At 68.3% G+C, this 13,772-nt stretch carries 7 protein-coding genes; 6 read left to right on the top strand and 1 reads right to left on the bottom strand.

Going from position 1 to position 13,772, the window contains the following annotated elements; genetic code table 11:
* Window positions 1–34: 34 nt before the first annotated feature.
* The 6 genes from FSB78_RS06395 (at window position 35) to FSB78_RS06370 (ending at window position 13,018) form a co-directional block, all read left to right on the top strand.
* On the top strand, window positions 35–2,557 hold the full coding sequence (locus FSB78_RS06395; protein ID WP_147081000.1) for a TonB-dependent receptor: 2,523 nt from the start codon (window positions 35–37) through the stop codon (window positions 2,555–2,557).
* Window positions 2,558–2,653: 96 nt separating this feature from the next.
* Window positions 2,654–3,976, top strand: a complete 1,323-nt coding sequence (locus FSB78_RS06390) for an amidohydrolase (protein ID WP_147080997.1) — start codon at window positions 2,654–2,656, stop codon at window positions 3,974–3,976.
* On the top strand, window positions 3,973–5,346 hold the full coding sequence (locus tag FSB78_RS06385) for a 2OG-Fe(II) oxygenase family protein (RefSeq protein WP_147080993.1): 1,374 nt from the start codon (window positions 3,973–3,975) through the stop codon (window positions 5,344–5,346). The genes FSB78_RS06390 and FSB78_RS06385 overlap by 4 nt, the downstream gene beginning before the upstream one ends.
* Before the next feature lie 90 nt (window positions 5,347–5,436).
* The gene (locus FSB78_RS06380; protein ID WP_242008074.1) at window positions 5,437–8,226 is read left to right on the top strand and encodes a M14 family metallopeptidase; all 2,790 of its coding nucleotides are present in this window, start codon (window positions 5,437–5,439) and stop codon (window positions 8,224–8,226) included.
* Window positions 8,227–8,507: 281 nt separating this feature from the next.
* Window positions 8,508–11,534, top strand: coding sequence for a TonB-dependent receptor domain-containing protein (locus FSB78_RS06375; RefSeq protein WP_147080989.1), 3,027 nt, complete (start codon window positions 8,508–8,510; stop codon window positions 11,532–11,534).
* A gap of 26 nt (window positions 11,535–11,560) precedes the next feature.
* Window positions 11,561–13,018 (top strand): amidohydrolase, encoded by a 1,458-nt coding sequence (locus tag FSB78_RS06370; protein ID WP_147080986.1) that lies wholly within the window; start codon window positions 11,561–11,563, stop codon window positions 13,016–13,018.
* Here the strand turns inward: FSB78_RS06370 and FSB78_RS06365 are convergent.
* On the bottom strand, window positions 12,994–13,692 hold the full coding sequence (locus tag FSB78_RS06365; protein WP_147080983.1) for a glutathione S-transferase: 699 nt from the start codon (window positions 13,690–13,692) through the stop codon (window positions 12,994–12,996). The genes FSB78_RS06370 and FSB78_RS06365 overlap by 25 nt on opposite strands.
* Between the last annotated feature and the right edge of the window lie 80 nt (window positions 13,693–13,772).

The following is a 13,772-nucleotide window of genomic DNA, read 5'->3' as shown; positions in this document are numbered from 1 at the left end:
AGCGCTTGACCCGGGGGTAGAACGACACGTCCTGATGCATGCCCGCGGCCTTGGCACACGAACGATCGCGATCGCTGCGGCCTGCGGGTTCGGCAGCGTCGACGCGGCGGCCGCATCGCGCGATCGGGTGGTGCTCGCGATTCCCGCGGAGCGGCTCGACCTCACGCTGCGGCAGCTCGCGACGCAGACCGGGCAGCAGATCCTGTTCGATCCGGCGACGACCGGACGCCGCAGGACGGCGGCGCTGCACGGCCCGATCGACCCGGACCGCGCGCTCAGGACGCTGCTCGCCGGCACCGGGCTGGTCGCGAAACGCGTCCGCGCCGGTGTCATCATCATCGTTGCCGCACCGCCTGCACGCGTTCCCCAGGCGAGGATCGAGGTCGTGCCGCCGGACGCCGAAATCGTCGTGACCGCACTGAAACGCCCGACGACGCTCGGCGATACCGAGATCAGCATGGACGCGGTGACCGGCGCGCAGGTCCAGATGCGGGGTGCATACGACCTGCGCAGTGCCGCCGCGCTGTTGCCCGGACTGGTGCCGATCGCGACCGCGCCGTTGCAACAGCGGATCGCGATCCGCGGCGTCAGCGGCACCGGCGAGTCGACCGTCGGCCTCTATTACGGCGAAACGCCGATCAGCGGCCCGTCCGGGACGACGTTCGATCCCGCCGCCAGCACCCCCGATGTCGACCTGGTCGATGTCGACCGGATCGAGCTGCTGCGCGGGCCGCAGGGGACGCTGTACGGCGCGAGTTCGATGGGCGGCACGCTGCGGGTCCTGTTCAACCAGCCCGACGCGACGCGCTGGTCCGGGCACGTCGATGCCGGCGTATCGGCGGTGCAGGGCGGCGGGATCGGGGGCAACCTTGCCGCGGTCGTCAATGCGCCGATCGTGCAGGACACGCTGGCCGCGCGGATCGTCGTGCACCGGCGCACCGTCGGCGGCTATGTCGACAACGCCCTGCTGGGCGTGAAGGATACCGGCGGCGTCCTGCGTCAGGGTGTGCGCCTCGGGCTCGCCTGGACGCCGTCGCCGTCGCTCAGGATCGATACGCTGGCGCTGCATCAGGACACCCGGATCGACGATGCCGGGTTCTGGTATCCCGATCTCGGGCGGTATCGCAACGACCAGCCGGTCCGCACCCCCAATCGCGAGCGGCTCGACCTGGCGAGCGTCACCGCGCACTGGACCACCGGCGCGCTCGCGGTGGTGGCGACCGGATCGCATTATCGTTGGACGATCGTGAAGCAGGGCGACTTCACGCAGGTGCTGGCGCGGCAGGCGACGAGCACGGCAAGCTGCGCGCGCCATGTGGCCCTGACGGGCGGCGCGGGGTGCACGCCGGCGCAGCGCAGCGCGTTCCAGGCGTATCTGCAGACGCGGTTGCCGGGCCTGTTGTACCAGCCGTTCCGCGTCGAAAGCAGCACGGCCGAGGTCCGCGTGTCGTCCGACCGGACGGGCGTGCTCGGCTGGACGATCGGCGGGTTCGTCGAGCGGCGGCGCGATTCGGCGGAGAGCTATACGGTGCGCGCCGACGCCGCGACCGGGCTGCGTATCGTGCCGCTCGACATTACCGGGTTGCGGCTGCTGCACAGCGCGCTCGACCAGCAGGCGGCGTTCGCGGAGACCAACTGGGGCGTGACGTCGCGACTGACCGCGACGCTCGGCCTGCGCTATTTTCATTACACGCGGACCGCCTATGGATCGGTGCCGATCCCCAACATCATCACCGGCACCGGCGCGATCGGCACCGATCGCTATGCGCGCGCCGACGACGGCACCAATTTGAAGGCCGAACTCGCCTATCGCCTGCCGGGCGAGACGCTGGTCTATGCCATCGCCGCCGAAGGATTCCGGCCCGGCGGGGTCAACATCACCCCGGACCTGAGCGACCAGGAGCGCAGCTACGACGCCGACCATGTCTGGAGCTACGAACTGGGCGCCAAGACCAGGCTCGCGAGCGACCGCCTCGCGCTGGAGGGCGCGCTCTATCATATCGACTGGGCGGACACGATCTATGCCGCGTGGAGCGCGAACGGCGCGTTCGGCTACAACCGCAACATCGGCACGGTGCGGATCGACGGCGTCGAGGCCAAGGCCGTTCTGTCGATCGGCGCGGTGCGGCTGACGGGATCGGCGAACTATACCGATGCGCGGCTGGGCGAGGACCAGCCGGTCGATACCACCGACGGCGCGGGGCGGCGCGGCGATCCTCTGCCCAACGTGCCGCGGCTCGCCTACGCCATGGGCGTGCAGACCAGCGTCCCGGTGGCAGGCGGCAAGGTCGCGACGTTCGGCGTCGACGCGGTCGGTGCGACGCGCGTGCGGACCGCGTTCAACGATCGCAGCACCTATTACGCGGTGACCCCGGCGCGGTTCGTGATCGACGCCAATGCCGATATCCGGCTGGCGCAGTGGCGCGCGGGGATCGGGGTGCGCAACCTGCTGAACGCAGTCGGCGCGAACCGGCTGACGTCGAGCGCGTTCGGTACGCGCCAGCTGTACAGCAGCGCGCCGCGCACCGTGATGCTGTCGCTCGATCGCGATTTCTGACGCGTGCGGCTTTGCACGGCTGAGGGGATCGCGCACATCTGCGTCTTGCAGGGCAGGGGCCCTGCGTCCCGGTCTCGAACAATGGGTATTCTAGCGATGACAATGATCCGGCTGCTGCTCACGGGATGTGCGATGATGGCGGGGATCGGCGCGGCCTCGGCCGATCCGGCGAGCGACCGCGCGACGATCGATGCGCAGATCGAGAAGAACTACGCCGGGCTCGATGCGCTCTACCGCGACATCCACACGCACCCCGAGCTCGGCACGCAGGAGACGCGCACCGCGGCGTTGCTGGCGGGCCGGATGAAGGCGCTGGGTTTCACCGTGACCGAGAAGGTCGGCGGCACCGGCGTCGTCGCGATCTACAGGAACGGCGCCGGGCCGACGGTGATGGTGCGCACCGAACTCGACGGGCTGCCGATGGAGGAGAAGACCGGGCTTCCCTATGCCAGCCGCGAGCAGGCGCAGTTCGAGGGCAAGACGAGCTTCGTCGCGCAGAGCTGTGGCCATGACGTCCACATGGCCGCCTGGGTTGGTACCGCGCAGGCGCTGCTGGCGATGAAGGGCCAGTGGAAGGGCACGCTGATGTTCATCGCGCAACCCGCCGAGGAGACGCTGGTCGGCGCGAAGGCGATGCTCGACGCCGGGCTGTTCACGCGCTTCGCCAAGCCCGATTACGGTTTCGCCGCGCATGTCGGATCGGGTGAGGCCGGGACCGTGCTGGTCAAGGACGGCGTCACCAGTTCCAACTCGGACAGCCTGCAGGTCACCTTCAAGGGGCGCGGCGGGCACGGCTCGATGCCCAGCGCGACGATCGACCCGATCGTGATGGGCGCGCATTTCGTCACCGACGTGCAGAGTGTGATCAGCCGGCAGAAGGACGCGAATGCGTTTGGCGTCGTCACCGTCGGGGCATTCCAAGCGGGAACCGTCGGCAACATCATCCCCGATACCGCAGTGCTGAAACTCAGCCTCAGGTCGTTCGACAAGGACGTCCGCCAGCTGTTGCTCGACGGCGTCAAGCGCACCGCGGATGCATCGGCGGCGATGTCGATGGCACCGGCCCCCGAGGTGAAGTGGCTGCACGGCACCGCTGCGGTGATCAACGACCATGCGCTCGCCGAGCGCGCGGCGGCAGCGCTCAAGGCCGCGGGTGGCGACCGGGTCACCTATCTGCCCGCGACCGCGCCCGGCTGGTCGGCGAGCGAGGACTGGTCGGCGTTCGTCGATGCGGGCGTCCCCTCGGTCTATTTCACGATCGGCGGCTACGACGCCGCGACGCTCGCCGCCTACAAGGCCAAGGGCGAGGCAGTGCCGAGCAACCATTCGCCCTTCTTCGCGCCCGATCACGACAAGGCGATCCGCACCGGGATCCGTACCCTGTCGCTCGCGGTGCTGATGGTGACGCAGGCCAAGTGATCCCCTCCGCCGCGATGGAGCAGGCGCGGCAGGCCAAGGCCGCGGGCGACCTGCGCGGCGCGGCGGCGCTGTACGCGCGCGCCGCGGTCGAGCGGCCCGACAGCACGGTCGCGGAGCATAATCTCGCCTCGACGCTGGGCGACCTCGGCGATTTCGCCGGTGCGGCGGCGGCGTCGGCGCGGGCGATCGCGAAGGGATCGACCGCGCCCGAGACCTGGCTGGTCCACGCGCGCGCGCTGCAGGGGACGGGCGCGCTCGACGCGGCGGAGGCGGCCTTCCTGCGCGCGATCGGACGGCGCCCGGACTATGCGACCGCGCACCGCGACCTGGCCCAGCTGCGGTGGATGCGGACCGCGGATGTCGGTGCCGCGCTCGCCGCGATCGATAGCGCGCGCGTGCCCGCGCTCGCGTCGGTCGAGGCGGTCGTGCTGCTGAGCGCGGGCGAGCCGGCACGCGCCGCCGCGGTGCTAGATCGCGCGATCGCGCGCGCACCGGATGCGGCGTTGCACCTGCTCGCGGCGAATGCGCGAGCGGCGCTGGGCGACGCCGCGGGGCAGTTGGTGCAGGCCACCGCCGCGCTGCGACTGGCGCCCGCGTCGACCGATACCGCCAAGGCCGTCGTCGAGGCCTTGCTGCACGTCGGCCGCATCGCCGAGGGGGCCGGCCTGGCGGAACGGATCGCGCAGGCGGCACCTGACGACCAAGGCGTGATCGCGCTGCTTGCCACGGCGTGGCGCCTGCTCGGCGATCCGCGGTATACTGGGCTGTGCGAGGATCCCGCGCTCATTTCGACGCGCGGTATCGAGGTGCCGCCGGGCTGGTCCTCGCTCGACGCTTTCCTCGCCGATCTCGCCGCCAGCCTGCGCGAGCGCCACGCTTGGCGGACGCATCCGCTCGACCAGTCGCTGCGCCATGGCAGCCAGACGCAGGAGGACTTGAGCCAGGTCGACCACCCCGTGCTGCGCGCGCTGTTCGCCGCGCTCGATGCGCCGATCCGCGCGCACCTGGCGCAACTGGGGACGGGCGGCGATCCGGTGCGGCGGCGGAACACGGGTGGCTACCGGTTCGCCGGTGCCTGGTCGGTGCTGTTGCGACCCGGCGGCTATCACACCGACCATGTCCACCCGCGCGGCTGGCTGTCGTCCGCCTTCCATGTCGACCTTCCCGAGACGGTCGCGCAGCGTCCGCAGGGGTGGCTGGCGTTCGGACGGCCCGGCGTGCCGACCACGCCCGCGCTGCCGCCGACCCGGCATGTCCGCCCGGTCCCGGGACAACTCATCCTGTTCCCCTCCTATCTCTGGCACGGCACCGAACCCTTTTCGGGCGATGCGCCGCGTCTCACCGTGGCGTTCGATCTGTTGCCCGGCTGATTTATTGTGGAAACGCATTGAGGGATCGGCGCGGACATGCGTCTGATAATCAGGGGCCGGCAACGACCGGCGGGACACGGGGGATATCATATGTCGAAGACCATGTTGCTGCTGGGCGTGGGCCTGTTCGCGCTCGCAAATGCCGCTTCCGCCGAACCGATCAGCCCCAAGGTCGGCACGATCACCGCGCCGTCCGAAGCCTTCGCGCAGGAGCCCGGCAGCGATTATTTCCTCGCGAATTACGACGCCTACGAAGCCTATCTGAAGAAGCTCGCGACGCAGTCCGACCGGATGAAGCTGGTCGATATCGGCAAGTCCGCCGAGGGGCGCACGATGTGGGTCGCGATCGTCAGCGCGCCCGCGAACCTGGCGAAGCTCGATCATTACAAGGACATCGCCCGGAAACTCGCCAAGGCGGAGGTGAAGACCGAGGCCGAGGCACAGGCGCTCGCGACCGAGGGCAAGGCGATCGTCTGGATCGACGCCGGCATGCACGCCAGCGAGACCGTCACGACGCAGAGCCAGATCCACGTCCTCTACCGCATGCTCACCGGCACCGATGCCGAGACGATGCGCGTGCTGAACGACGAGATCGTGCTGTTCGGGCAGGACAATCCCGACGGGCTGCAGCTGATCGCCGACTGGTACATGCGCAACCCGGTCAAGACCGACCGCGAATTCCGCACGATCCCGCGGCTGTACCAGAAGTATATCGGCCACGATAACAACCGCGACAGCTTCATGGTGCAGATGCCCGAGACCGAGGCGGTCAACCGGCAGCTGTTCCGTGAGTGGTTCCCGCAGATCGTCTTCAACCAGCACCAGACCGGCCCCGCGGGCATGGTCGTGTTCGTGCCGCCGTTCCGCGACCCCTTCAACTACAACTACAACCCGATCGTGATGACCGAATTGCAGGAGGTCGGCTCGGCGATGCACAGCCGGCTCGTGTCCGAGGAGAAGGGTGGCTCCGGCATGCGCAGCGCCGCACCCTATTCGACCTGGCACAACGGCATGGAACGCTCGGTCGCCTATTTCCACAACTCGATCGGGTTGCTGACCGAGATCATCGGCGGACCTACCCCTGAGAAGATCCCGCTGATCGCCGACACGCAACTCGCGCGCAGCGACGAGCCTTTGCCGATCGCGCCCGGCGACTGGCATCTGAAGGACAGCCTCGAATATCAATGGTCGCTCGACCGCGCGGTGATGGACTATGCGTCGCGCAACCGCGAACGGTTGCTGATGAACATCTGGCGGATGGGCCATCAGGCGATCGCCAAGGGCAACACCGACAGCTGGACGACCACGCCCAAGCGGGTCGACGCGCTGAAGGAAGCGGGCAAGGACGCCAAGGCCGACGAGGGCTATGTCGGCTACAACAGCCGCGCCAGGGAGGGGATGGTCGCCTCGTCGCTCTACGCGAGCGTGCTCAAGGACCCGGCGAAGCGCGACCCGCGCGGCTATGTCCTCTCGCCCGAGCAGCGCGACATGCCGACGACGATCACATTCCTCAACGCGCTGATCAAGAACGGCGTCGACGTCGACCGCGCGACCGCGCCCTTCACCGCGGGCGGCAAACGCTATCCCGCGGGCTCCTATGTCGTGAAGACCGCGCAGGCCTATCGTCCGCACGTCATCGACATGTTCGAGCCGCAGGATCATCCGCACGACGCGGAGTATCCCGGCGGCCCGCCCAAGGCGCCGTACGACATCACCGGCTATACGCTCGCCTACCAGATGGGCGTGACGTTCGACCGCGTGCTCGACGGCTTTTCGGGCGCGTTCGAACGCGTGCCCGACCTGATGACGGTGGCGCCCGGTCGCGTGATCGGCGCGGGCAAGGCGGGCTGGCTCGTCGGGCACGAGGCGAACAACGCCTTCCTGCTGACCAACCGCCTGCTCAAGGCCGGCGTGCCGGTATCCTGGATCGAACCCGAGACGAAGGCCGGCGGCAAGACGCTGGCGCCGGGCGCGATCTGGGTCCCGGCGTCGCCTGCCGCGAGCGGTATCCTCGCCTCGTCGACCCGGCAGCTCGGGATCGACGCCTATGCGGTGGCCAAGGCGCCCACGGGGGCGAAGCTCGCGTTGAAACCGGTCCGCGTGGGTCTGGTCGACCGCTATGGCGGGGTGATCGCCGCCGGCTGGACGCGCTGGGTGCTCGAGCAATACGAGTTCCCGTTCAGCGTCGTCTATCCGCAGGAGCTCGACGCGGGGAACCTCAACGCGAAATACGACGTGCTGCTGTTCGCCGACGGCACCGTGCCGTCGACCGCGGGCGGGCCGTATCCGGGCGGCTATCGGTTCGGCATGCCCGATGCGAAGACGATCCCCGCCGAGTATCGCGGCTGGCTGGGCGAGGTGACGCCCGAGAAGACGCTGCCGTCGGTCGCCGCGTTCGCGAAGGCGGGCGGTACCGTCGTCACGGTCGGCAGCGCGAACCGGCTGGCCACGCTGCTCGATCCGCAAATCCAGCCTGCGCTGGTGACGAAGAAGCCCGACGGCACGCTCGCCGCGCTCGACAAGAAGGCGTTCTACATCCCCGGCGCGATCCTGTCGGCGAAGGTCGATCCGCGCCAGCCGCTCGCCTACGGGATGACGCCGACGGTCGACATCTTCTTCGACGAAAGCCAGCCGTTCACGCTCTCGGGCACCGCGGCGAAGAAGGTCGCGTGGTTTGAGGGCCCCGCGCCGCTGCGCAGCGGCTGGGCGGTCGGTCAGCAGCGGCTGAACGGCACCGTCGCGGTCACCGACGTCGATCTCGGCCGCGGGAAACTGTTCGCGATGGGCCCCGAGGTCACGCAGCGCGCGCAGCCCTATGCGACGTTCAAGCTGCTGTTCAACGGGTTGATCTACGGGCCGGCGGTGGCGGCGACGCGGTAGGCGATACGACGGCGGCCGTTCCGTTCTTCCCCCCTTGCCGTTCGCCCTGAGCGAAGTCGAAGGGCACCTCTCCTCTAGGTGCTTCGACTGCGCTCAGCACGAACGGGGGCAGGGGGTCACATTCTATCGTTGCATACGCAATCGCATCGGGGAGCGACCGGAAACGGCCGCTCCCTTTTTCATGCAACTTTTTTGCGTCTCGTGAGTGAGGGCCCCCGAAACTACCGCGTCTTACCCCGTGAGGCCGCCAACGATGCGGCCGTTTCCAAGGGGGCTTCGACATGGTTGCACGGGGTATCACGCGCGCGTTTCTCATTGGCAGCTGCGCGTCCATCGCGCTGATCGCGGGCGCGGCGCACGCGCAGAGCACGGTGCCGACCGCACCGCCCGCGAGCGTCGAGCCCGAACAGGACAGCAACGCGCCCCCCGAAGAGATCACGGTCACCGGATCGCGAATCGCGCGGTCCGACTATGTCGCCAACAGCCCGATCGTCTCGCTGTCCACCGACACGCTCGAGAATACCGGCCGCGTCACCGTCGAAGCCGCGCTGACGCAGATGCCGCAATTCGCCGGCGCGTTCGGCCAGGGCAATACCGGCAGCACCAGCACCGGGCTCAACGGCGGCCAGGCGAATGCCAGCCTTCGCGGGCTGGGGTCGAAGCGCACGCTGATCCTGATGGACGGCCGCCGCCTGCAGCCGTCCAACCCCGACGGCTCGGTCGATCTCAACACCATTCCCGAAGCGCTGATCGAGAATATCGAGGTCATCACCGGCGGCGCCTCGACCACCTATGGTTCCGACGCGACTGCGGGCGTCGTCAACTTCCGCCTGCGCCGCAACTTCAAGGGACTGGAGCTCAACGGCCAGACCGGCGTCAGCAACTATGGCGACGGCAACACCTATCGCATCACCGCGACCGCAGGCTCCGTCTTCGCCGACGAGCGCGGCCATGCGGTGCTGTCGGTCGACTATACCCGCCGCGATACCGCGCAGCAGGCCGAGCGCGACTATTTCACCTTCCGCACGTCGACGCCGGGCCTCAGCACGATCCCGCAGGGCAACGCGATCTTCGGCAGCAACCTGCCGACGCTCGCCGCGGTCAATTCGGTGTTCGTCGGGCAATATGGCACGCGCGCGCTGACCGGCAACGCCGCGGGCCGCTACACCGGGCAGATCGGGTTCAACACCGACCAGACGCTGTTCAGCACCGCGGGCGTGCCCGTGCTCAACTACCGCGACCCGCAGACCGACGAGGCCTATATCGTCAACAGCGGCACCAACAGCCAGCAGGTCAATTTCGGCTATAACGGGGGATCGATCCAGGCCGATCTCGATCGCTATTCGGTGTTCGGCAAGGTCGACTACGACGTCACCGACGACATCAAGGCGTTCACCCAGTTCAGCTACACGACCTACAGCTCGACGGGCATCACCAACCCGACTTTGGCCTCGAACGTGTACGGGCTGACCGTGCCGACGACCAATCCGTTCATCACGCCCGCCTTCCGCTCGATCCTCGCGTCGCGGCCAACGCCGAACGCGCCCTTCACCTTCTACAAGGCGCTCAGCATTTTGGGGCCGCGCATCCAGACCTACGAGTATGACGTCTACCAGATCACCGCCGGGCTTTCGGGCAAGATCGGCGTGCGCGACTGGACCTGGGACCTCTATGCCAACACCAGCCGCGCGAAGTTCGACAATTCGCAGACCGGCGGCGCCAGCGCCGGCGCGGTCTCGCGCCTGCTCAACAGCCCGACCGGCGGGACCGAGCTGTGCGCGGGCGGGTTCAACCCGTTCGGCAACGTCACCCCGTCGCAGGAATGCATCGCCTACATCTCGCGCCGCACGCTCAACACCAACGAACTGAAGCAGCGCACCGTCGAGGGCAATATCCAGGGCGGCCTTGCCCGCCTGCCGGCCGGCGAACTGCGCTTCGCGGTCGGCGCGGATTACCGCGAGAATTCCTACGCCTTCCAGCCGGACTCGCAGCTGTCGCTGCCCGACGGCACCAGCGATATCCTCGGCTACAGCGTGCTCCGCGCGGCCAGCGGCAAGGTCAAGGTCGGCGAGGCGTATGGCGAGCTGCTCGTGCCGTTGCTGCACGACATCCCGCTGATCCAGCAGTTCGATCTCGATCTCGGCTATCGCTATTCCAACTACAATTCCGTCGGTGGCGTGCACGCGTACAAGGCGGATGCGAACTGGCAGGTGTTCGACGCGCTGCGGCTGCGCGGCGGCTATAACCGCGCGATCCGCGCGCCGAGCGTGGGCGAGCTCTACGCCCCCGTCTCGACGGGCAGCGTCGCGATCGGCAGCCCGGCAGCGACGACCTCGACCGGCGATCCGTGCGACGTGCGCTCGTCCTACCGCGTCGGCGCGAACGGCACTCAGGTCCGCGCGCTCTGCCTCGCACAGGGCATCCCGACCGCGATCATCGACAGCTATCAGCTCGGCACCGCACAGGTGTTCGCGCTGACCGGCGGCAATCCCGACCTGCAGGAAGAAATCGCCGACACCTATTCGGCGGGCGGGGTGATCCAGTCGCCCTTCTCGTCGCCGGTGTTCCGCAACATGTCGCTGTCGGTCGACTACTACCGCATCGGCATCAAGCAGGCGGTCGGGCCGCTCTCGATCGCGCAGGCGTTCCAGTTCTGCTTCAACTCGGGCGGCAACAATCCGACCTACGCGGCCAGCAATTACTATTGCTCGCTGATCTCGCGCAACACCGGGAACGGCGTTCCGGTCAACCCGCTCCAGCCCTTGCTCAACCTCGGGACGTTCAAGGTGCGCGGCATCGACGTGCAGTTCGACTGGAAGGTCAACCTGTCCGACATCGGGCTTGGCGGCAATGCCGGCACGATCGCGCTCAACACCGCGGTGTCGTATCTGGAGTCGTTCAAGATCCAGGCGCTGCCGGGCGCGCCCAGCTACGACTATGCCGGCAGCATCGGTACCGGCGTCGAGACCACGGCCGGCCTCGCGCACCCCGAATGGAAGTCGGTGACCTCGTTCAGCTATTCGGTCGGCGGCGCGACGCTGGGCGTCCGCTGGCGGTATATCGACAACATGATCGCCTCGGCCAAGGTGGTGAACCCCGCGAGCACCACGCGCGGCGTCGACGCCTATAACGTGTTCGACCTGAACGCACGGTTCGAGACCGGCGAGAAGACCGAGTTCCGGATGGGCGTCACCAATGCGTTCAACAAGAAGCCGCCGCAGGTCGGCGATACCGAGGCCAATTACGACGCGCAGAACTACGACGTGATCGGCCGCTACTTCTTCCTCGGCATCACCAAGAAGTTCTGATCCTGCCTCGCATAAGGACATTGACCATGAAGACGACGATGTTTCTGGCAGCGCTGATGACGACCGCCGCGATCCCCGCGGCGGCGCAGGACCTGCCCGCCGCCGATCGCACCGCGCTGATCGGCGCAGTCGACGCGAACGCCAAGCCGATCTCCGACACCGCGCTGCAGATCTGGAAATATGCCGAGATGGGCTATCTCGAGACGCAGAGCTCGGCGCTGCTCCAGACCCGGTTGAAGGCCGCGGGCTTCACCGTGAAGGCAGGCGTTGCGGGCGAACCGACCGCCTTCGTCGCGAGCTTCAGGACCGGGGCGGGGCCGGTGATCGGCGTGCTCGCCGAATATGATGCGCTGCCCGGGCTGTCGCAGGCGGCGGTGCCGGTGCGCCAGCCGATGGGCGGCGATGCGGGCCATGGCTGCGGGCATAACCTGTTCGGCACGGCGTCCACCTATGCCGCGATCGCGGTCAAGGACTGGATGGTCAAGAACAAGGTGCAGGGCGAGATCCGCGTCTATGGCACGCCCGCCGAGGAAGGCGGGTCGGGCAAGGTCTATATGGTCCGCGACGGCCTGTTCAACGACGTCGACACCGTGCTGCACTGGCATCCGGGCAACGAGAATTCGGCCTCGCAGGCGCCCTCGCTCGCCAATATCAGCGGCAAGTTCCGCTTCCACGGCCAGTCGTCGCACGCCTCGGGCGCGCCCGAAAAGGGCCGGTCCGCGCTCGACGCGGTCGAGGGCATGGACATGATGGTCAACATGATGCGCGAGCACATCCCCGACCACACCCGCATCCACTATGTCATCACCAACGGCGGCAAGGCGCCCAACGTCGTGCCCGATGAGGCCGAGGTCTATTACTACGTCCGCGACCAGGACCCCGAGATCGTCAAGTCGGTGATGGAGCGTGTCAAGAAGGCCGCGCAGGGCGCCGCTATGGGCACCGAGACGACGGTCGATTTCGAACAGACCGGCGGCGTCTACAGCCTGTTGTCGAACGAAGTGCTGATGAAGGCGATGGACCGCGGCCTGCACGCCGCGGGCGGGATCACCTGGACGCCCGAGGAAACCGCGTTCGCCACGCAGCTGCAGAAGTCGATGCCCGCCGGCGCGCCCCCGCTGACCAGCGTGTCGCAGATCGAACCGGCGCAACTCGAGACCAAGGCGATCGGCGGTTCGACCGACGTGTCCGACGTCAGCTGGGTCACGCCCACGGTCGGCCTGTCGACCGCGACCTTCGTGCCGGGGTCGGCGGGCCATAGCTGGCAGAACGTCGCCGCCGCGGGGTCGAGCATCGGGGTGAAGGGCGCGATTGTCGCCACCAAGACGCTGGCGCTGACCGCAGCCGAACTGTTCCGCAACCCGGCCGAGATCGCCGCCGCCAAGGCGGAGTTCGAGAAGCGGCGGGGACCGAACTTCACCTACAAGGCGATGCTCGGTGACCGCAAGCCGCCGCTCGATTATCGCAAGAGCCCCTCGGAGTAACCGCGTCCGGGACGATCGGCCGGTGCCGGCGTCTCCGGATCCTGCGCCGATGGGAACAGGACGTCGGGGTCGCCGGCGCGCCACGGCGTCAACCGGACCATCGCGGCCTCGAAGCCGTCGGACGCGACCCACCGGTCGAGCCAGGCACGGACGTACGGCAACGGTTGCGCGTCGAACCAGTCGCGGTCGATCGAGGCGAATTGCCGCACGAACGGCAGGATCGCGGCGTCGGTCAGGCCCGGTGTCTCACCGCAGAGGTGGCGCGTCGTCCTCAGCCTGTCCTCCAGCGGACGCAGCAGGTCGATACAGGCGGCGCGGTGCGGGGCGGGGTCGCCGTCGTGGCGCTCGGGGTATTTGGCGCGATCGAGATGATGCTTGAACGCGTCGTCGTTGGTTGCGATCAGGTGCGTGTCCTCGTGGTCGAGCCAACCCGCCGGGTCGCGGCTCGAAAGCGCCCACCGCATGATGTCGAGGCTCTGGTCGATGACGCGGCCATCGGGCGTGATCAGCACGGGCACGGTGGCCTTGGGCGAGGCCGCGAGCATCTCGGCAGGCTTGGCGGAAAGCTTGACCTCGCGGATGATGCAGGCCGTACCGCTCGCAAGCAGAGCGAGCCGCGCGCGGATCGCATAGGGGCAGCGTCGGAACGAGTAGAGGAGGGGATAGCCGTCCATCGGCGAGGGCATAGGGCGCCGAGGGACGGCGGGCCAGGCGCGATCTTGTGCTCCCGCGCGCCATGGTCTGCGCTTTTCGG

Source organism: Sphingomonas ginsenosidivorax, from assembly GCF_007995065.1.
GTDB classification, from domain to species: domain Bacteria; phylum Pseudomonadota; class Alphaproteobacteria; order Sphingomonadales; family Sphingomonadaceae; genus Sphingomonas; species Sphingomonas ginsenosidivorax.
This window is presented reverse-complemented; position numbering and strand designations above follow the sequence as displayed.